General features: G+C 67.7%; 16 protein-coding genes, 1 tRNA gene and 1 pseudogene. 8 read left to right on the forward strand and 10 right to left on the reverse strand.

Annotated elements, in window-relative coordinates:
• Window positions 1-80 precede the first annotated feature (80 nt).
• Together L0C25_RS11325 and L0C25_RS11330 are read left to right on the forward strand one after the other, a co-directional pair.
• Window positions 81-833 carry an ABC transporter ATP-binding protein gene (locus tag L0C25_RS11325; protein WP_271636599.1) on the forward strand — a complete coding sequence of 251 codons (753 nt, stop codon included), beginning with the start codon at window positions 81-83 and terminating at the stop codon, window positions 831-833.
• Window positions 830-3,193, forward strand: a complete 2,364-nt coding sequence (locus tag L0C25_RS11330) for an ABC transporter permease (protein ID WP_271636600.1) — start codon at window positions 830-832, stop codon at window positions 3,191-3,193. Before L0C25_RS11325 ends, L0C25_RS11330 begins: the two co-directional genes overlap by 4 nt.
• On the opposite strand, the gene L0C25_RS11335 is transcribed toward L0C25_RS11330, so the two are convergent.
• Window positions 3,190-3,483, reverse strand: coding sequence for a DUF503 domain-containing protein (locus L0C25_RS11335; protein ID WP_271636601.1), 294 nt, complete (start codon window positions 3,481-3,483; stop codon window positions 3,190-3,192). The two genes, L0C25_RS11330 and L0C25_RS11335, sit on opposite strands and share 4 nt — an antisense overlap.
• 12 nt (window positions 3,484-3,495) lie before the next feature.
• Entirely contained in the window at window positions 3,496-4,233 is a 738-nt protein-coding gene (locus L0C25_RS11340; protein WP_271636602.1) for a mechanosensitive ion channel family protein, read from the reverse strand.
• A gap of 168 nt (window positions 4,234-4,401) precedes the next feature.
• Between L0C25_RS11340 and L0C25_RS11345 the strand changes: the two genes are divergently transcribed.
• Window positions 4,402-6,330, forward strand: a complete 1,929-nt coding sequence (locus L0C25_RS11345) for an ABC1 kinase family protein (RefSeq protein WP_271636603.1) — start codon at window positions 4,402-4,404, stop codon at window positions 6,328-6,330.
• Here the strand turns inward: L0C25_RS11345 and aroQ are convergent.
• From aroQ to L0C25_RS11375, 6 genes are all read right to left on the reverse strand, one after another.
• Entirely contained in the window at window positions 6,314-6,772 is a 459-nt protein-coding gene (gene aroQ / locus L0C25_RS11350; RefSeq protein WP_271636604.1) for a type II 3-dehydroquinate dehydratase, read from the reverse strand. The genes L0C25_RS11345 and aroQ overlap by 17 nt on opposite strands.
• A 109-nt stretch (window positions 6,773-6,881) precedes the next feature.
• Window positions 6,882-8,711: a phosphoenolpyruvate carboxykinase (GTP) gene (locus L0C25_RS11355; RefSeq protein ID WP_271636605.1), complete on the reverse strand. Its 1,830-nt coding sequence runs from the start codon at window positions 8,709-8,711 to the stop codon at window positions 6,882-6,884.
• Window positions 8,712-8,994: 283 nt separating this feature from the next.
• Window positions 8,995-9,990 (reverse strand): glycoside hydrolase family 19 protein, encoded by a 996-nt coding sequence (locus L0C25_RS11360; RefSeq protein WP_271636606.1) that lies wholly within the window; start codon window positions 9,988-9,990, stop codon window positions 8,995-8,997.
• A gap of 103 nt (window positions 9,991-10,093) precedes the next feature.
• Window positions 10,094-11,671: a protein kinase gene (locus tag L0C25_RS11365; protein WP_271636607.1), complete on the reverse strand. Its 1,578-nt coding sequence runs from the start codon at window positions 11,669-11,671 to the stop codon at window positions 10,094-10,096.
• Entirely contained in the window at window positions 11,668-12,423 is a 756-nt protein-coding gene (locus L0C25_RS11370) for an FHA domain-containing protein (RefSeq protein WP_271636608.1), read from the reverse strand. The genes L0C25_RS11365 and L0C25_RS11370 overlap by 4 nt, the downstream gene beginning before the upstream one ends.
• A 166-nt stretch (window positions 12,424-12,589) precedes the next feature.
• Window positions 12,590-13,351, reverse strand: a complete 762-nt coding sequence (locus L0C25_RS11375) for a class I SAM-dependent methyltransferase (protein ID WP_271636609.1) — start codon at window positions 13,349-13,351, stop codon at window positions 12,590-12,592.
• 122 nt (window positions 13,352-13,473) lie between these two features.
• On the opposite strand from L0C25_RS11375, the gene L0C25_RS11380 reads away from it, so the two are divergent.
• The 3 genes from L0C25_RS11380 to L0C25_RS11390 all read left to right on the forward strand — a co-directional run bounded on the left by L0C25_RS11380 (window position 13,474) and on the right by L0C25_RS11390 (window position 14,340).
• Window positions 13,474-13,549: transfer RNA gene (locus L0C25_RS11380), tRNA-Arg, on the forward strand.
• 195 nt (window positions 13,550-13,744) lie between these two features.
• Window positions 13,745-13,978 carry a DUF433 domain-containing protein gene (locus tag L0C25_RS11385; RefSeq protein WP_271636610.1) on the forward strand — a complete coding sequence of 78 codons (234 nt, stop codon included), beginning with the start codon at window positions 13,745-13,747 and terminating at the stop codon, window positions 13,976-13,978.
• Window positions 13,975-14,340, forward strand: a complete 366-nt coding sequence (locus L0C25_RS11390) for a DUF5615 family PIN-like protein (protein ID WP_271636611.1) — start codon at window positions 13,975-13,977, stop codon at window positions 14,338-14,340. Before L0C25_RS11385 ends, L0C25_RS11390 begins: the two co-directional genes overlap by 4 nt.
• 263 nt (window positions 14,341-14,603) lie before the next feature.
• Here L0C25_RS11390 and L0C25_RS11395 read toward each other — a convergent pair whose 3' ends face one another.
• On the reverse strand, window positions 14,604-15,854 hold the full coding sequence (locus tag L0C25_RS11395) for an SGNH/GDSL hydrolase family protein (protein WP_271636612.1): 1,251 nt from the start codon (window positions 15,852-15,854) through the stop codon (window positions 14,604-14,606).
• Between the two features lie 262 nt (window positions 15,855-16,116).
• On the opposite strand from L0C25_RS11395, the pseudogene L0C25_RS11400 reads away from it, so the two are divergent.
• Both L0C25_RS11400 and L0C25_RS11405 read left to right on the forward strand, forming a co-directional pair.
• Window positions 16,117-17,094 (forward strand): annotated as a pseudogene (locus tag L0C25_RS11400) (IS3 family transposase).
• Window positions 17,095-17,645: 551 nt separating this feature from the next.
• On the forward strand, window positions 17,646-19,058 hold the full coding sequence (locus L0C25_RS11405) for an MFS transporter (protein ID WP_271636613.1): 1,413 nt from the start codon (window positions 17,646-17,648) through the stop codon (window positions 19,056-19,058).
• Here L0C25_RS11405 and L0C25_RS11410 read toward each other — a convergent pair.
• Window positions 19,053-19,214, reverse strand: coding sequence for a hypothetical protein (locus L0C25_RS11410; protein ID WP_271636614.1), 162 nt, complete (start codon window positions 19,212-19,214; stop codon window positions 19,053-19,055). The genes L0C25_RS11405 and L0C25_RS11410 overlap by 6 nt on opposite strands.
• Window positions 19,215-19,294: the final 80 nt, after the last annotated feature.

Genomic DNA, 19,294 nt, shown 5'->3' on the forward strand with positions numbered 1-19,294 from the left:
GCGCGGTAGTGCGTGCTCTACCTCGTTCACTCCAGCGTGCGTGACTGCGCAAGGAGTACGCGGCGCGGTTCGCTGATGGCATGTCAGACCTACTCATCGAAGTCGCCCACGCAGTTGCTGTCGAGGGCGTGACCAAGACGTACGGCAGCGAGCAGCAACCCGTCGTCGCGCTGGACGACGTGACGATCGACTTCGCGGCGCGCACGTTCACCGCGGTCATGGGCCCCTCCGGATCCGGCAAGTCGACGCTGATGCATTGCGCCGCCGGGCTCGAGCGGCCGGATGCCGGCATCGTCCGCATCGGTGGTACGGACCTCGGGCCGCTGAACGAGCGACGCCGAACCGAGCTCCGCCGACGCCAGGTCGGGTTCGTGTTCCAGGCATTCAACCTCGTTGCGTCGTTGACCGCGCAGCAGAACGTCGCGCTGCCGCTTCGGCTCGACGGGAAACGCCCGCGGCAGGAGACCGTGCTCGCGGCGCTGGACGCGGTCGGCTTGGGCGATCGAGCCGGCCATCGACCGGCCGAGCTGTCCGGCGGGCAGCAGCAGCGGGTCGCGCTCGCGCGAGCGCTGGTCACCGAGCCGACGGTGCTGTTCGCCGACGAGCCGACGGGCGCACTCGACCTGCGCTCGTCTCGGGAGGTCCTCCGGCGTCTCCGCGACCTCGTCGACGAGAGCGGGCAGACGGTCATCACCGTGACGCACGATCCGATCGTCGCGGCCGCGGCCGACCGCATCGTGTTCCTTGCCGACGGGCGCATCGTCGACGACGTACGTACCCGGATGGACGCGAGCACGATCGCCACCCGTATGACGCACCTGGAGGACCGATGATCGCGTGGTCCACCGCCCGGTACCGCTGGCGCACGCTGCTCGGCAGCTTCGTCGCGCTCGCCTTGGGCATCGGCCTGCTCGCCTCGGCCGCGATCGTCATCGCATCCGCGAAGGCACAGCCGGATCCGCGCTACTCGGACGCCGAGGTGCTGGTCGCTCCGGCCGTTGTGGGCGAGACGAGCACCCTCGCGGAGAGACGGCTTCCCTGGACTCCCGACAAGGCTGACCGGCTCGTCGACGAACTGTCGGAGGCCGAGGGCGTACGAGCCGTTGCCGCCGACCTGGCGTTTCCCGTCGAAGTGCTGCGAGGCGACGACCAGCTCAGCGACGCGGCGGATGACGAGCAACTCGGCCACAACTGGTCGAGCCGACTGCTTGGTGACGACGAGCTCGTCGACGGCGTGGCACCGACGGGTGCGCGAGAGGCAGTCGTACCGGATGCGTACGGCGTCGAGCCGGGCGATCGGGTAGCGCTGTCCACCCCGACCGGGCGATCCGACGTCACCGTGGCGGGTACCTCGACCGGGTCGTCGGTATACGTCGCGGATCAGGTGGCGACGCGATGGTCGACCGGATCCGGCGCCATCGGCCTGGTGCTCGAGGAGCACGCTGACGAAACCCAGGTGGCGGAAGAGGTACGCGGGATCGTCGGCGGCGACGCGTCGGTGTTGACGGGAGCAGACCGGTCGACACTGGAGAACGCCGTCGACCGGTCGAACCGCAATGTCGGCGCGCAGCTGTTGTCGGCGATGGGTGTGATGTCATCGTTTGTCTCGGTGTTCGTTGTTGCCACGACATTCGCTTTCGTCGTGTCGCAGCGTCGGCGCGAGATCGGCCTGCTGCGGGCGATCGGGGCGACGCCGCGCCAGGTACGCCGGATGCTGCTCGGCGAGGCAGTCGTCGTCGGTGTCGTCGGGTCGCTCGTCGGTGCAGTGCTCGGCCTCGTCGGTGCGCCGTTGCTCGGCCGATGGATGGTCGACGCCGGCATGCAGGCGCGCGACTGGGAGCCGACGACGATCGTCGTCCCCCTCGCAGGATCGGTACTCACCGGCATCACCGTGGCGTTTGTCGGGGTCCTGGCGGCATCGCGGCGCGCGGCGCGTACATCCCCGCTTCAGGTGTTGCGCGAGTCGAGCGTCGAGCACCGTGCGATGACCACCGCCAGATGGGTCGTCGGCGTCCTGGCAGGCGTGCTCGGCATCGGCCTCGCGGCGGGTACGCCGACGGCCGAGGGCGGGGCGGTTGCCGGTCTCGCGGTCGGTGCGGTGGCCGCGTTCGTCACCGCGCTCACCTTGCTCGCCCCGCTCTACCTGCCGTTGGTCGTGCGGCTCCTCTGCCCGGGACGCGCGACCGCGGCCGAGCTGGCCCGGGCCGAGACCGCGGTGGGCGTACGCCGGATCGCATCGCTCATAGCGCCCGTCCTTGTCACTGTCGCGTTCACCGTCACGATCACCGGGATGACGAACACGATGGAGGAGGCGTTCTCGCAGGACGCTCGATCCGACGTGCCGACCGACCGCGTCGTCGTACCCGACGACGAGTCCGTCGGCGTCTCGGACGCGACCGTTCGTGCGGCCAACGAGTCGGGAGCCCGGGTCGCCGCGGATCTGCCGACGGGCGTCGTTGTCGGTGGCGAGTGGCACGATGCGCTGGGTTCGGAGCGGATCGCGGTCGAACGGGGGGCGATCGCGGTCAGCGCCGGGCAGGCTCGCGACCGAGGCTGGGCCGACGGCGACCGCGTCCGGCTCAGCTGGGCCGACGGGCGGGCGTCGTCCGTGCGGGTGATCGTCACCGGCGACGTCCCGGCGCCGATCACCCTTGACCGCAGGCAAGCGCGCGAGCACGATCCCGCTGCCGTCGCCGACGTTGGCTACCTCGACACGCAAGGTGCAGCAGGACTCGCCGACGCGCTGTCACCGACGTACGCGACCGTCGAGGCGACCGGAGCGTACGAGTCGGCGGACAACGCCGACGAGGGGAGACTGCTGCGGCTGTTCGTCGTTGTGCTGCTGGGGTTGTCGATGGGATTCACCGCGCTGGCCATCGCGAACACGATGCTGATGGCAACCGGTGAACGACGTAGCGACTTCGGGGTGCTCCGGATGGTGGGGGCGACGGGCCGGCAGATCCGCCGCTACGTCGGTGTCGAGGCCGTCATCGTCGTGCTGATCGGGTCGGTGCTCGGCATCGTGGTCGCCGTGCCCGCGCTGTACGGCATCGCCGCCGGCCTCGGCGACGATCTGGGCTTCGACGTCGCCGTGGCGATGGATTGGCGTGCGGTCGCCGCAGTCGTGGCCGGCTGCTTGACGATCGCGGTCGCGGCGGGTGTACTCCCGGCGCGCGCTCGCACCACCAACTAGTCGTCGATCGTCGACACGCTGCGCCGGGCAGAGAGCAGCTCGAACTCGGGTCGAGCGGCGACGAGCCGCTCGACCCGATCGAGTACGTCGACCACGTGGCCGCGGTCGGCGGCGACGCAGGACGCGCCGACCGCCGATCGCCGGTGCAGGTCGAGATGGTCGACTTCGGCGGCGCTCACCTCGAAGCGTTGGCGCAGCTCGCGTACGAGCGGGCGTACGAGACCGCGCTTGGTCTTGAGTGAGTGCACATCGCCGAGGAGCAGGTCGAGCTCGATCGCACCAATCCACATGACGCCGCGACTCTATACGGAGGAGTGCCCCGACGCTTCGCCTCCTGAGTCCTTGGCGCTCCGGGTCTCCGACTCGATGCTGCTCAGCCAGCCCTCCCAGCGCTGACGCATCGGGCCGATGAGACCGCCACCGACACCGACGACGATGACGCCGCCGATCGTGGCGAGCACGGTGATCAGCACCGGCATCGTCACGGTCGTTGCGATGCCGACCTGGTTCAGCGCCGCGATCACACCGAGCGCGAGGATGAACACGCCGACGATGTTGGTGAGCACCTCGCCGTACGACACGCCGCCGAGCACACCGCGCAGGATGTCCTTCACTGCGTTGGCGATTGCCGCGACGATCACGATGATGACGATCGCGACGACGGCCTTGGGCAGGAAGTTGACGATGTCGTTGATGATGTCGCTGACCGGGTTGGACGGACCGAACGCGGTCAGTGCCAACTGCAGGGCGATCAGCAGGATGAAGTAGTAGACGAGCTTGCAGATCAGCCCGACCGGGGTGAACGACGACTGGCTGAAGAATCTCGAGAGGCCGGCCTTGTCGAGTAGGCGTCCGAACCCGAGCCGTTCGAGCACTTTGCCGAGTACACCGGCGACCACCCTCGCGATGATCCAGCCGATGAACAGGACTATCAGGAATGCAACAAGCTTCGGGATGAAGGTCGCGAACGACGACCAGGCGTCTTCGAGACCCCCGCTCCACTCGATGGCTTGTGTCGATGTTGCCGCGTGCGATGACATCCGTGCCTCCCGAATAAGGCACCAGAGGACGATCCTCCGGGCGTTTGGCACCGTAGCAACGATGGGCACCTCCCGCAGATGTGTGAGACCGTCACTCACCCGCGTGGGGGAGCGACTCCGCTCAGCCGGGTGAGGCCCGTACGCGTATGAGACGCGAGGCTGCTGCTTATGACCCTCCTCGTGCTTCCAGCAGCGGGCATCACCGCGCTGGTCTTCACCGTCGTCGCCGGCCGTGCCGTACGTCGGTTGATGGGCGTCGACATCGGAACCGTTCGGATGCTGCTCGCCGGCGCCGTCATCATCAGCCTGCAGGGTCCACTGATCCGGTCGTTGGCCGGCGGGCGGTACGAGGACGAGAGCGTGACAGTGGGTTTGGGTCTGCTGCTGTTGTCGCTCGCCGGGTCTGCGGTGATTGCGATGATCGGACTGGCGATCGCGGAGGCGCTCGTACCGTCCGGGTCGATCGCGGGCCCACTCACCGCCTGGCAGCGCGGGCGCGGGTCGGTCGCTCGGGTGCGCCGCTACCTTCGGATCGCACGGATCGTGGCGCGCCACGGTCTCGGGCCGTACGTCGCTCGTCGGGGTCGCCATGGGCGTACGAGCCGGGACCAGCTGGCGCGCTCGCTGCGTCTCGCGCTGGAGGACGGCGGGGCCGCATTCGTGAAGTTCGGGCAGCTGCTGTCGACCCGGGTCGACCTCCTCCCCGAGGCGTTCACCGTCGAGCTGGCGTTGCTGCGTGACCGCGTACCGCCGGCGGGATGGGAGGCCGTCGAACCGACCCTGCGCGCCGACCTGGACGACCCCGAGGCGTTCGCGTGGATCGACCCGGAGCCGCTGGCCGCGGCGTCGATCGCGCAGGTCCATGCGGCGCAGCTACGCGACGGCAGCGACGTGGTACTGAAGATCCAGCGCCCGGGTGCGGCGGCGACGATGGCCGCCGATCTCGACATCCTTTCCCGGCTCGCGCGCTGCCTGCAGCACCGTACCGCCTGGGCGTCGAAGATCGGCCTGGTCGCGCTCGTCGATGCGTACGCGACTGCGCTGCGCGAGGAGTTCGACTTCGAGCTCGAGGCCGCCAACGCGCTCTCGATCGGTGCATCTACGGCTCGTACGTCGACCACGCCGCCCGTGCGGGTGCCGGAGGTCTACGCACGGTTGTCGACGAAGCGGGTGCTCGTGATGGAGCGCTTTCGCGGGCAACCGATCGGACGCGCGACGGGCGACGACGGACGACAGGTCGCCCGGTCTCTGCTCGCGTCCGTTCTCGACCAGATCCTGCGCGACGGCGTCTTCCACGCCGACCCGCACCAGGGCAACATCGTGCTGCTCGAAAGCGGCGGTGTCGGGCTGCTGGACTTCGGGTCGGTCGCCCGGATCGACGCCGAGCTGCGCGCCGGGCTACGCCGCCTGCTGCTCGCCGTCGACCGAGACGACCCCCGTGCCGCGACGGATGCACTGCTCGGAGTCGTCGAGTCTCCACGCGATCTCGACCGCGTGCGTCTCGTACGCGAGGTCGGGCGTTGCCTCATGCGGCATCTCGGACCCGGCGCATCGGCGGGCGCCGGCCTGCTCGTCGACCTGATCCGCGTCCTCACCCGGTTCGGGTTGCGCGTACCGCCGGAGGTGGCGGCCGCCTTCCGCGCGGTCGCGACGCTCGAGGGCGTTCTCGCGCAGTCGGTCCCCGGGTTCGACGTCGTCACCGAGGCGCGCGACATCGCTTCGCGCGTGCGGATGCCGGCGTTCGAGCCCGCCGACGTACGACGTGAGCTGGCGCGGGTGTTGCCGGCGATCCAGGAGATTCCACGCACCATCGAACGGCTCGGCCAGGCGCTCGAGGCCGGCAAGCTGACCGTACGACACGAGGTCGTCGTCGATGCTGCCGAACGAGCCCGTGTCCGCGACACAGTGCATCAGGTGCTCGCCGGTGCGATCGGTTCCGCGCTCGGCTTCATGGCGCTGATGCTGTTGCAGCTGCCCGGTGGCCCACAGGTGAGCGACCGACTCGACCTGCACCAGCTACTCGGCTACGGGCTGCTGACCACGGGCGCGCTTCTCGTCACGCGCGCGCTCGTGCCGATCTTCAGCTCTGCTCGCTGAGCCGCTGTGCCAGGTGGTCGATCGCCAGTACGTAGCCGTGGATGCCGGCGCCGACGATCACGGCCTCGCACACCGCCGAGAGGTACGAGTGGTGCCGGAAGTCCTCTCGCTTGTGCACGTTGGAGATGTGCACCTCGATGGTCGGCAGCGCGACGGCGGCGATCGCATCGCGCAGCGCGACGGAGGTGTGCGTGTATCCGCCGGCGTTGATGACGATGCCGCTGCAGTCGTCGCGCGCCTCATGAATGGCGTCGATCAGCTCGCCCACATGGTTGCTCTGCACGAATCGGCACGCCACCCCATGGCGCGTGGCCGCGGCCTCGGCGTCCCGCTCCACGTCGGCGAGGGTCGCCGAACCGTACGTTGCCGGCTCGCGCGTACCGAGCAGGTTCAGGTTCGGCCCGTTGACGACGAGGATGGTGCGCCCGTCGGAGCTGTCCATCGGCAGTGGCCTTTCGTACGCAAGCGGTGAACAGCGCAACCGTACCGCGCATGCACATCGGCCCCGACTCCATGCGGAGTCGGGGCCGACGTACGGCTGTTATCTCGGGTCAGCCAAGGCGTTCGCGGAGCCCGTCGAGCTCGCTCCAGAAGATCGACGGAAGCTTCTCGCCGAACTTCTCGAACCACTCGGTGATCTGCGGAAGCTCGTCGCGCCACTCCTCCGGCTTCACCGCGAGCGCCTTCGCGATGTCGTCCTCGGTGACATCGAGGCCGTCGATGTCGAGCGAGCCCGGCGCCGGCACCCGGCCGACCGGTGTCTCGACGGCGTCGACCGTGCCCTGGATGCGCTCGAAGACCCACTTCAGCACCCGGGAGTTCTCGCCGAAACCCGGCCACAGGAAGCCGCCGTCGTCGTCGCGGCGGAACCAGTTGACGTAGAAGATCCGCGGCAGCTTGGACGAGTCGGCGTCCTTACCGACGTTCAGCCAGTGCTGGAAGTAGTCGCCGGCGTTGTAACCCATGAACGGCAGCATCGCCATCGGATCACGGCGTACGACGCCGACGGCACCGGTGGCGGCCGCGGTCGTCTCCGAGCTCAGCGTCGCGCCCATGAAGGTGCCGTGGGTCCAGTCGCGGGCCTCGGTGACGAGCGGGATGGTCGTCTTGCGACGACCGCCGAACAGGATCGCGTCGATCGGCACACCGCGTGGGTCGTCGTACTCGTCGGCGATGATCGGGCACTGGCGGATCGGCGTGCAGAAGCGGCTGTTGGGATGCGCGGCCTTCTCGCTCGACGCGGGCGTCCAGTCGCGACCCTTCCAGTCGGTCAGGTGGGCCGGCGGCTCGTCGGTCATGCCCTCCCACCAGATGTCGCCGTCGTCGGTGAGCGCGACGTTGGTGAAGACCGAGTTGCCCTGCTCGATCGCCTTCATGGCGTTGGGGTTCGTGCCGTACCCGGTGCCCGGAGCGACGCCGAACAGGCCGTCCTCGGGGTTCACGGCGTACAGTCGGCCGTCCTTGCCGAACCGCATCCACGCGATGTCGTCGCCGAGTGTCTCCGCCTTCCAGCCCGGGATCGTCGGCGTGATCATCGCAAGGTTCGTCTTGCCGCACGCGCTCGGGAACGCCGCGGCGACGTACTTCACGACGCCCTCCGGGTTGGTCAGCTTGAGGATCAGCATGTGCTCGGCGAGCCAGCCCTCGTCGTGGGCCATCGCCGATGCGATGCGCAGGGAGTAGCACTTCTTGCCCAGCAGCGCGTTGCCGCCGTACCCCGAGCCGTACGACCAGATCGCCCGCTCCTCGGGGAAGTGCACGATGTACTTGGTGTCGTTGCACGGCCACGCGATGTCGGCCTCGCCCGGCTCGAGCGGGGCGCCGACGGAGTGCAGGCAGGGTACGAAGTCGGCCTCGGTCGACTCGATCTTGTCGAGGACGTCCATGCCCATGCGGGCCATCACGCGCATCGACGCGACGACGTACGCGGAGTCGGTGATCTCGACCCCGAACATCGGCTTGTCGGCGTCGAGGTGCCCCATCACGAAGGGGATCACGTACATCGTGCGGCCCCGCATCGACCCGCTGTACAGGTCGTTGAGGACGGACTTCATCTCGCTCGGGTCCATCCAGTTGTTGGTGGGACCGGCGTCTTCGGCGTTCTGACTACAGATGAAGGTGCGGTCCTCGACGCGAGCGACATCGCTCGGATCGGAGGCACACCAGAACGAGTTGGGCTTCTTGGATTCGTCGAGTCGGACGAACGTACCTGCCGCGACGAGTTCGTCGGTAAGGCGGTTCCACTCCTCATCGGTGCCATCGCACCAATAGATGGAGTCGGGCTGCGTGAGCTCCGAAACCTCGTCGACCCACGCCGCTAGTTTGGCGTGGGTCGTTCGGTAGGTGGTGTTCGTCGGATGGTCTGTGGTGGCTGCGGCCATGTGTGAGTGTCCTTCTCGCGCATCGCGAATCGAGCGTATCGAATCGCAATGTCGGGCATTGCCCGACAAATTGATGTGGATAGGTACCCCCGGATCGGAGGTGCCACTCACCGTACGCGCCTTGCTTCGGCCTCGATACCGAATGCCTTGTGAAGCGCCTCACGAAATTCGGCGTGTCGGGAGTTTCGTCGGCGTGTCGAAGTGACCCGCGTCGCACTGCGCTCGCAGGTCAACGGCGGCGACACCCCCGTCACAGGGTGCCGCCGCCGTCGTTGTGGGCCGGCTACTGCGCCGCTCGGTGTTGCGCTCCCTGGCGGGACGCCCGGACGAGCAGCTTGTCGTACGGTGCGAACTCCTCCGGGCTCACCTTGCGCGGGTTCGGCATGCCGGCGATCGACGGCCGAGTGCAGGCGAACGTTCCGCTGCCGCCGAAGTGCGCGAGGGCCCGGTTCGCGACGTCGCAGCGGGCAGCGTCCTCCGTGCCGTCACCCACCGGGTAGCCGATGGCCGCGTTGACCGCGCCCATGTCGAGGTTGTCCGCCATCGCGTTGATGTCGTGTGCGACGGTCCAGTACCAGGTCGCGATCCTCGGGCTGTGGTCGATCGACATCGCGAGGTCGGGGTCGCCGAGCAGGTCGATGCCGAGGTAGTCACCCGCCGGGCCGTAGTTGAAGTCGCCGGTCAGCTGGATGAATCCGCGACCACCGTACGTGCGGGTGTCGCCGTCCTCGCGGCGGTCGTACTCGAGATTCGACTCGTGCGAGAGGGTGGCGACCAGGGCGGCCTTGCGCTCGGGTGTGGTGATGCCCGCTTCGTTCATCGCCGCGTTCAGGTTCGGCAGTCCTTCGGCGATCCTGTTCGGGTCCCGCACCTTCTCGGGCACGATTGCCTGGATGTCCTCGACGGTCATGTCGCCCTCGGACGGCGGTGGCTCGTCGGAGTCGCACTCGGCGACCCCGGGGAGTTTGCTCTCAGGAATGTCGACGTACGCCACGGTCACGTAGCCGTTCAGGGCCGGTACCTTCGCCCACCAGCTGCTGCCGACTCCTCCGCCGAGGTCGACGTACTCGCCGTTGGTCTGGCATTCGACGTCGATCGCAGTCGGGCCGGGCAGGGTGCCCACAACCGACGACTGAGTCGTCGCCTCGGCTCGTACGTTGACGTCGTTGCCGTATGTGGTGAACTCGGCCGCGCTCGCGGGGCTTGCAGCGACGAGACTCGTCGCGCAGATCCCCACGGCGCCGACCGCTGCGCCGAACGCTCGCAGGTTGCGGATCACGGTGCTGTCCCTTCGTCGACATTCGGTACGGGAGGTCTCTCGCGTACCCCGACGTTGCTGACCTACCCCGACCGAGGCGGGCTTACACCTGTCGTGCGCAGCGTCAGCTCGGAACGGCGAACTCGCGCAGATGGCGGCGTACCTCTGCGGCGTACGCGCGGTACTCGGGCGGCACCCCGCCGAAGTCGCTGACCGTCTTGTCGCTCGTGCGGTAGGCGACGGCGCGGTAGACGGGGTCGTTGACGGGGACGTTCTCCAGCACGCCGCCGGCCCAGCACAGATAGTCGCTCAGCGCGCGGATCGAGTCGCGGGCGTTGAAGACCGAACGTTTCGGATGCTCTTCGGCCTTTGCCCAGACCTGGAAGATCGCCGGGGTCCACATGGCGATGCCGTACTCGCCGGTCTGCGGGGAACGCTTGGCGCGGTCGAATCCCGACTCGGTGGCGAGTACGGCCGCGACGAATGCCGGCGTCACCAACGGATCGGCGCATCGGTGCGCCATCTTCGTGATGACGCTCCGATAGCGGGCGGGCACGTCGGCATCCGTGGCGATGTCGCCCGGGGCGCTCGCCGCGGGCACGATCGGCTCAGGCCCGCGGGCCGTACGCTCGCCGGGCGGGCTCGACGGCGGTGAATCCGGGTCGGAGACGAGCGCGCTCGCGCCGACGGCCGCAACCGCGGCGACCGTCGCGGCGGCGACACCGACGGCGATGTGCCAGCGCAGCGTACGGAGGCGGTCGGCCGGACGGTCGGGTGCGGCCGAGCCGGCCTCGATCGGCACGTCGGAGAGCGCCCGGACCCGGTCGGCGAGCGTACCGGCGAGTGCACCTCGGGCCGACGGGTCACGTTCGAGGCAGGTCGCGATGAGTTCTCGCCAGGGCGCTGCGAGCGTGGGTTCGAGGTGCATACCGTCGCCGGTCGCCGCGTACTCGCGGACCGCGGTCGCGCGGGTACGTGGGTCGCAGCCCGGGAACGGATGGTGGCCGCCGCTCAACAACCGGTGAGCGAGTACGCCGAACGCCCAGACATCTCTGCTCGGGCGGGCCTCGACGCCGCGATCGTCGACCGGCGCCGACCACCATTCGGCGGGTGTGTAGTCGAACGACCCGAGCTGGGGGATGTATGCGTGCGTGCCGTCGAGCTCGGCGCTGAGGCCGAAGTCGGCGAGTCGGACGTCGCCGTCGTCCATGACGAGCACGTTGGAGGCCGAGACGTCGCCGTGGACCCAGCCGGCGTCGTGCACGTCGTCGAGTGCCTGGGCGAGTCCGGTGAGCATCGCGACGGCGTCGGGCGGTGGTGTCTGGTCGGTGAGCCCGTCGAGTACCTCGCGCAGGCTGGTGCGCGCGCGTTCCATGACGATGACGGTGCAGCCGTCCAGGTGCTTGTCGTCCTCGTCGGCGACGTCGAGCACCTCGTACGTCTGGATCAGGTGCTCGCTGCGTACGTTGGCGCCGAAGGCGCGCTCTCGCGACGCGAGGTCTTCGACCGTGGCTCGCTGCGCGGGCGTGAGCGCGTTGCCCGGCAGGAACTTGCAGGCCGCGATGGACGGGCCTTCGCCATCGACCCGCTCGGCCGCGTACACGCTGCCCCAGCAGCCGCTCGCGATCGGCGTACCGATGCGCCACGGACCGACCCGGTATCCCTCCGGGACGACAACCGCCCAGCCCCCGCGGCGCGTCATGCGTCAGCACCTGACCGCGGGCCGAGGACGCCGAGATGTTCCTCGGTGACCAGGTTGAAGCGCAGTGCGAGTGCGACGAGGGAGGCTCGTTTGGACTCGGCGCGGTCGCCGTCGGTGGCCGATCGGATGCGCAACTTGGTCTCCGCCAGGTAGTTGATGTGATAGTCGACGGCCGAGCGACTCATCCGTTCGCCGGTCGGCGCCAGCCGGCGGGCGACATCGTCGCTGCTCGGGATCGCAACACTCGACGGGTCTCGCAGGCGCGGCTCGCACAGTGCAACGAGAACGCGGAAGTACTTCGAGGTCTCGTCGAGCACGAACGGCCGGACCGTGGTGTCGCCGGCGACAGTGGGATCGCCGGCGAGGTACGCGTGTTGCGGCGCGTACACGTGGAGGTCGTACGTGCCTGCGTCGACGGGGATGAGCAGGCGGGACAGCTCGAAGGGCACGGGAGCGTCGGCTCGCCCGGGTGGGATCTTGACGTGCTCGCCTGCCCCTTCCAGGTTCTCGACGACGTACGTGACCGCACTGGCGTTGGTGAGCAGCCAGTAGTCGGCGACCGCGCGGATCGTCCCCGCGCGGCGAGAGACCTCGGCGCTCTGCAGGGTGAGGTCGACGGAGGTGTCCGGGCTGCCGCGCCCGAACGTGAGCGATTGGCCGGGCTCGAGATCGCGTACGCCGCGGCGACGAGTGGTTTCGTCGCAGCCCGGGCTACGGGTAAGGGTGACGTCTTCGACGGTGACGGACGACAAGACGACTGCTTTCCGGATTGTCGGGCCGCGCCTCTCGCGGCCGGGCCTATGGGGTGCACGTACTGTTTTACCGCAATCGTCCCACTTTTAAACACCCCCTGTAGTGGGTCGCTTGGTCGCCGGACGTGATCGCGCCCGTCGACGGCGCCGTCGCGCGCGTACTGGTTCAGGCCTGGCCACGCGCGAACCACGCGCGGGCATCGAGGCTGAACGCACCATCGGGCAGTAGGGCGCGACAGGCTTCGCGTACCTCGGCCTGGTCGCCGGACGACAGGGTCTGGAGGTACGCGCCGGCCGGTCCCACGCCCAACATGAATGGATCCCAGAAGTCGTCGAAGCCTGTGTAGTCCGCGCTCACGGTGAGCGCGCCGCCGACGACATCATCGAGGTCGACTCGGTCGAACAGTCGCGCGAGTTCGCCCTCGGCAGTGCCGGGCAATGCATGCTCGGCGGGTGCGTCGGGGTTGATCCGTTTCACCGCGGCCCAGAACGTACTCAGCATCGTCATCCCGCCGGTCGCGATGTCCCACATGCACGCGGTGACGGTGCCGCCCGGCTGGGTGACGCGCTTCATCTCGCGTACGCCTTGCTCGGGGTCGTCCATGAACGCGACCACGAGGCAGCAGAGGGTGGCGTCGAATTCGCCGCCATCCCATGGCAGCTGCTCTGCGACGCCCTCGCGTACGTCTGTACCTGGATTGCGCTCGCGGCACGCGGCGACGAACAACGGTGCGGGATCGATCGCCGCCACCCTGCTGGCTCCGAGCCGGTTGGCGAGCTCGCTGGTGAGCGCGCCGGGTCCGCAGCCGACGTCGAGCGCCCGCTGCCCGGACCGGACCCCCGCCGCGTCCGCGAGGGCGGCAGCGAGACCGGTGCTGTAGCGCCCCATGAACCGGTCATAGTGGTCGGCGGGCGCTGAGAACCGCATATTCGAGATGGTACGGCGCGGTCGTCCCGTTCGGGGCAGATCGCGAGAGTCGGCCGCCGCGGCCCCGATTTAGCCTCGGTGACGGTGAGAGGCTAGACTCTGCGAGGCCGCAACACCTGCCAGCGCTCGTAGCTCAACGGATAGAGCATCTGACTACGGATCAGAAGGTTGGGGGTTCGAATCCCTCCGAGCGCGCCAACCAGAAACAGCGCCTGACCTGCGCAAACGCGCCGACCTTCTGATTCCTGCGAGATCTGAGCGGCCGACGCGGGGCGCTCATGTCACTTTGGGGCCGAGTGCGCTCAGGTGCCCAAGAAGGGCCTCACAAGCGCACGGATTAAAACACGTCTACTCGTGTGATTGGCTCGTCCGAGGTGTGCAGAAGCTGAGGGCATGTCTCGACTCGAGCGGATCACGGTCGACGCGTCGATCTGCCACGGCAAGCCGACGGTCCGTGGGCTGCGGTATCCGGTCCAGATGCTTCTGGAGCTGTTGGCTTCGGGGATGTCCGTCGATGAGGTTCTCGGGGACTATCCAGACCTGGAGCGCGATGACGTGCTCGCGGCTCTGGAGTTCGGGGCGCTCACCGCCGCCGGTCAATCGGTTGGGCCGCTCGGTGCCGCGTGAGGTTCCTCGTTGATGCGCAGCTGCCGGCGCGGTTGGCTGCTCGTCTGGGCGACCTTGGTCATGACGTGGTCCACACCTCGTCGTTGCCGCACGGCAATAGAACCACCGACGTCGAGATCTCGGAGATCGCCGATCAGAAGAACCGGATCGTCGTCACTAGGGACGCCGACTTCCGGAACAGCCATCTGCTGCAGGGCTCGCCCAGCAAGGTACTCGTCATTGCCACGGGCAACATCAGCAACACCGATCTGTTGACCCTTTGCGAGTCGTGCCTGAGTCGGATCGAGGACGCGCTCGTCGTCGGAGCCTACGTCAAGCTCAGGCAAGACGGCGTGGTCTCGCATCCACGCCCAGGTTCCTGAACACGGCGTTTCACAAATCGAGCCATCGACGTACGCCCGATAGGTACGAGTCCGCCTCCGCAAGATCGCGACCCGACGCACACAACCGTGACCCTTCGGCGGTGGAATGACGCACAATCTGCACGGCCGGCTGACCGGGATGGCTCTCACCTGCGCGCTGGAGGCTGGTGGGCCGAGCGAGTCCTGATTGTCACGCCTGCTGCACCCTTCGTGCTCGCGTAGTCGCCGAACTACGGTGCAGCACGTGGACGTTCGTCCCTGCCCTATCGGTTACAGTCCAACTGCCGGAGCCTGACGGTGTCGGCCATCGCCTGGTAGCCCTCGTCTCCGGGGTGCAGGTGGTCGCCGCTGTCGTACGCCGGGAGGAATCGCTTCGGATTGTCCGGGTCGCGGGTCCCCTTGTCGAAGTCGATCACCGAGTCGAACTGTCCGCTTGTGCGAATCCAGTGATTGACTTCAATACGGAGCCTGTTCCGCTCCTCGCTGTACAGGCTGCCACCTGCCCAGGGCGTCATGGTCGCGCCCACCACGCAAACCCCGTTGGCGTGAGCGCGTCTTATCAGCTGTCGGTAGGCAGCAGTCAGATCCTCCGGCTCCGTTGCGGTCTCGTGCCGGATGTCGTTGATCCCTTCTAGGATTACCACGGTGTCAATGCCGGGCTGCGCCAAGACGTCACGGTCGAACCTGGCCTGGGCGCTGACGCCTGAGCCGTCTGCCAGCACCTTGTTTCCCGAGATGCCCTCGTTCATCACTCCGAACTGCTTCGGACGTGGCCGACTGGTCATGCGTCGGGCGAGGTAATCCGGCCACCGATGGTTTGCGCCCGCTGTGGAACCGTTTCCGTCGGTGATCGAGTCGCCGAACAGAGCTACTGTCTCCACCTGCAGTGGCTCCTCGACAACTAGCCCGTCGACCCAGTACCAGTGACTAGTGGTTGCGTCGTACGCGTCTCCGGCCAGGTCGGCGGCATGATCGCCTCCGGTGGCGATATACGAGGTCTGGTTCGCCACGTTGTGCCCGGTCACCGTGCCCGGATCACCGCTCGTGTGTACGCTCACCGCGAGCGTGCTTTCGGCGGGGATGCGGCCCGGCAGTGGGTCGCTCAGCACCTCCGCGCCAGGTGGAACCGTGATCGAGGACTTCTCGGAGAACGTGACGCGCCGGTTTCCGGTCACTGACGCAGAGCCGTCCGAGGCATCGCCCACATATACGGAGTCGAAGGTGACCGGCACGGTGCCGAACGCGTTGGACAGCGACACCCGAAGGTCCGAGCCCGTCACGCTGGTGTGCACGATGTTGCGTACCGTCTTGTCCGACATAGTGGCATCGGTTCGGTCGGCGCTCGCGCCCCAGGTCACGACGGGATGGGTGTTGCCGCCCACTGTTGACCCGCCCGCCGTGGCGTCAGCGGTGTCCGGGACGGCCGCAGGTGCGAGGACGACGACCAGTGCTGTAGAGGACGCGGCGATCATTCCCCGCCATCCGGTGGCGGTCCTGTTGTGTGCCTCGATCATGATCGGATCTCCTGAACGGTGGCGTGATTGCAGCGGGGGCGCCTGAGACGTAATGAGCCTGCATCGCGTGGGTCGCGTCGGTCAACGATTCGATGGCGACTCCGCGACAAACGGCGTGATCGCTGCGACCAACGGTCCTTCGTGTCCTGAAGGGCTGCTCCGTTGTTCGACCGCAATCGCGACGTGGTACCTAGGGACAGCTGCACGGATAGGTGACATCTGATCTGTGGTGCCGTGAGGTGCTGCTGGAAGGATGCGCATCATGCCGAAGCCGTATCCGAAGGAGTTCCGTGCCGATGTTGTCCGGGTCGCTCGCGATCGTGGTCCGGAGCAGACCATCGCGCAGATCGCGAAGGATTTCGGGATCTCCGAGACGTGTCTGCAGACTGGCTGCGTAAGGCCGACGTCGACGACGGAAGTCGTCCTGGCCTTACCGCTGAAGAAGGGCGAGAGAACCGCGAACTGCGCAAGCGAGTCCGGCTGCTGGAGCAGGAGAACGAGGTCCTGCGGCGGGCGGCTGCGTATCTGTCGCGTGATGTGAACCCAAAATGATGTACCCGCTCGTCCGTGAGTTGGCCGTCGACGGTGTCCCCGTCACGGTGACGTGCCGGGTGCTCAAGATCGCTCGTCAGCCGTACTACCGGTGGCTGGGCGACCCGATCACCAGTACAGAACTCGGAGAGACGTATCTGACCAACGCCGTCTTCGATGCCCACCGCGACGACCCGGAGTTCGGCTATCGGTATCTGGCCGATGAGGTCCGAGCCACCGGCTATGCGGTTGTCGATCGGACGGTGTGGCGGATCTGTGCGACCAACGGCTGGTGGAGCGTGTTCGGTAAGAGGCGTGGCAAGAACGGTAAGAAGCCGGGGCCACCGGTCCACGACGACCTAGTCCAACGCGACTTCACTGCTGATGCGCCGAATCGGTTGTGGCTAACCGATATCACCGAACACCCAACCGACGAAGGCAAGCTCTACTTGATCGGCACCGCATGGCCGGCTCGATGGGCCAAGTCGGCGCCGCCGGCGACAACGCCGCGATGGAGTCGTTCTTCGCGCTGCTGCAGAAGAACGTCCTGGACCGCCGCCGCTGGAACACACGAGACGACCTCCGGATCGCGATCATCACGTGGATCGAACGGAACTACCACCGCCGACGCCGACAAGACGCGCTCGGCCGATTGACCCCCACCGAGTACGAGACCATCGTGAACCAGACGGTCGCACTGGCGGCCTAACCAAACTGTCACCTAATCGTGCAGCAGTCCCGTACGGACGATAGCGACCTTCGTGTTCCGCGGCGAAGTCCCAACCGAGCTCGTCAACCCACGCCTCGACCGCCGACTCGACAAGAAGTGCGGATACACCGACTGAACCGACCGCATCCGTCCACGCCGCCGGCATTAGGCCACAAGACGATGCCCAATACTCATGGCCGAAACCATCCGCCCAAACGACCGACACCCGCGACGAGTGCCACATGTCCCTCGAAGGCGGCTCACGCAGGCGCTGCCCGGAAACGACCGATTTTGGGCGACGGGGGACCTACGATGCGGCGTCGAGAAGTCAGGCGACGGCCTTGGCGCCCTCGCGGCTGTTATGGCGCACAGTGGCGATAGCCTGCGCGCTCGCGGCACTAGACCCCGCTTGCGATGGACAGTCAACGCGGTGAAGCCTTCTGACCCCCGCAAGCGGTTCGGACTGTCGATGGGAGCGAGCTCGCTGAGGATGGACAACTCAGGCGGTTCACCGTTGACCTCAACTATGGTTGAGTTCCTAGGTTGTCGGTATGACGATCACTGACTCGACGCCCGCGTCCCCAGGCGGCACGTGGCGCGAACTCCTCGGCCGCCGCTATCTGGCCACCGCGCTCGTGCTCGCTGGTGGAGTCGCACTGCATGCGGTCAATATCTTCCTGACCACAAGCCTGTTGCCGACGGCCGTCGGCGACATCGGTGGTCTCGAGCTGTACGCCTGGACCACGACCGTCTTCATGGTCGCTTCGGTCGTCTCCTCGATGCTCGTCAGCAGGCTGCTGGCCGCACGAGGTGCGGCGGGCGCGTACCTGTCCGGCCTGGCGCCGTTCGTGTTCGGCACGCTCATCTGCGCCGCGAGCCCGACCATGGAGGTCATGCTCGCGGGCCGAGCGGTCCAGGGCTTCGGCGGCGGCCTGCTCGCCGGCCTCGGTTACGCACTCATCCAGTCGTCACTTCCCAAACACCTGTGGGCACGCGCCACCGCACTCGTCTCGGCCATGTGGGGTGTCGGCACCCTGGCAGGGCCGGCCGTCGGAGGAGCGTTCGCGCAGTTCGACGCGTGGCGATTCGCGTTCGTCGTGCTCGCAGTACTCGGTGTCGCTGCCGCCGTTCTCGCCCCCCGCGCGCTTCCGCGTACCGAGCGCTCAACCTCAACCGAGCCCGTCCCGGGCGCTTCGCTCGGACTGTTGACCGCCGCGACGGCGGCGATCAGTGTCGCCGGCGTGCTCGAGAACGACACGGCGATGGTCGCGGCACTCCTCCTCGGCATCGCTCTGCTGGTCGGCTTCGTCGGTTGGGAGCGTCGCTCGCGGATCAGCGTGCTGCCGGCAGCGACGTACCGGGGCCGCTCACCGCTTCGGTGGCTCTACCTGACCGTCGGTCTGCTCTCGATGGGCACCGTTGTCGAGGCGTTCACTCCGCTGTTCGGCCAGGAGCTCGGCGGCCTCGATCCGTTGCTGGCAGGCTTCCTCGGCGCCACCGTGTCTCTCGGTTGGTCCACGTCGATGATCTTCAGCTCGAACGCCGAGCGCGAGTCCGTTCAGCGGGCGCTCCGGGTGGTCGGTCCGTCGATCCTCGCGGTCGGACTCACGCTTGCTGCGCTCCTCCAACGTGACGACATGGGCGCAACGCTCGTGATCGGATGGGCCGTTGCCCTGATGGTCGCCGGGTCCGGCATCGGTCTCGCGTTCCCGCACGTCATCGTCGCGGTCATGGCAAGCACCAGCGGGTCGGAGGAGGCGACGAAGGCGTCCGCCGGTATCAACACTGTCGAGCTGATGTCGCTCGCATTCGGCTCGGCCGTCGCGGGCGTACTCGTCAACGTCGGATCGACGATGCAGCAGTCGTCGATCTACCTCCTGGTCGGAATCGCGGCGTTCGCACTCGTCGGTGCCGTTGCGGCCGTGCGCTCCAACAGGCAACCGCTCGAACCAATCCCGTCATAGCCACGACCCGCGGCCCTGTCCTCGATACCAGCCCGCGGGCAGGTCGGCGGCCCCGCGCGGCTGGCCCGCTGGGCTGACTCCGCGCACATTGTCGCCGCACTCATCATGCGCGATCTGCTCGACATCGTTGCCACTCGTGCCGTCCAGGGAACTCATCTGCGGTGGTCGAGAACGTATCGCCATATCGGTGACAAGATTCGGCGAGACCTTACCCAAGCGAGGGGGTGGGGCCGTCG

Origin of the sequence: Solicola gregarius (genome assembly GCF_025790165.1) — a bacterium.
In the GTDB taxonomy this organism is placed as follows: Bacteria; Actinomycetota; Actinomycetes; order Propionibacteriales; family Nocardioidaceae; genus Solicola; species Solicola gregarius.

Excerpts from the sequence above, each read along its gene's own strand:
- L0C25_RS11330 (WP_271636600.1), top strand. The coding sequence starts at position 830 with ATGATCGCGTGGTCCACCGCCCGGTACCGCTGGCGCACGCTGCTCGGC.
- L0C25_RS11340 (WP_271636602.1), bottom strand. The coding sequence starts at position 4,233 with ATGTCATCGCACGCGGCAACATCGACACAAGCCATCGAGTGGAGCGGG.
- L0C25_RS11345 (WP_271636603.1), top strand. The coding sequence starts at position 4,402 with ATGACCCTCCTCGTGCTTCCAGCAGCGGGCATCACCGCGCTGGTCTTC.
- L0C25_RS11405 (WP_271636613.1), top strand. The coding sequence starts at position 17,646 with ATGACGATCACTGACTCGACGCCCGCGTCCCCAGGCGGCACGTGGCGC.
- L0C25_RS11375 (WP_271636609.1), bottom strand. The coding sequence starts at position 13,351 with ATGCGGTTCTCAGCGCCCGCCGACCACTATGACCGGTTCATGGGGCGC.
- L0C25_RS11355 (WP_271636605.1), bottom strand. The coding sequence starts at position 8,711 with ATGGCCGCAGCCACCACAGACCATCCGACGAACACCACCTACCGAACG.
- L0C25_RS11410 (WP_271636614.1), bottom strand. The coding sequence starts at position 19,214 with ATGAGTTCCCTGGACGGCACGAGTGGCAACGATGTCGAGCAGATCGCG.
- L0C25_RS11385 (WP_271636610.1), top strand. The coding sequence starts at position 13,745 with ATGTCTCGACTCGAGCGGATCACGGTCGACGCGTCGATCTGCCACGGC.
- L0C25_RS11365 (WP_271636607.1), bottom strand. The coding sequence starts at position 11,671 with ATGACGCGCCGCGGGGGCTGGGCGGTTGTCGTCCCGGAGGGATACCGG.
- L0C25_RS11325 (WP_271636599.1), top strand. The coding sequence starts at position 81 with ATGTCAGACCTACTCATCGAAGTCGCCCACGCAGTTGCTGTCGAGGGC.
- aroQ (WP_271636604.1), bottom strand. The coding sequence starts at position 6,772 with ATGGACAGCTCCGACGGGCGCACCATCCTCGTCGTCAACGGGCCGAAC.
- L0C25_RS11395 (WP_271636612.1), bottom strand. The coding sequence starts at position 15,854 with ATGATCGAGGCACACAACAGGACCGCCACCGGATGGCGGGGAATGATC.
- L0C25_RS11335 (WP_271636601.1), bottom strand. The coding sequence starts at position 3,483 with ATGTGGATTGGTGCGATCGAGCTCGACCTGCTCCTCGGCGATGTGCAC.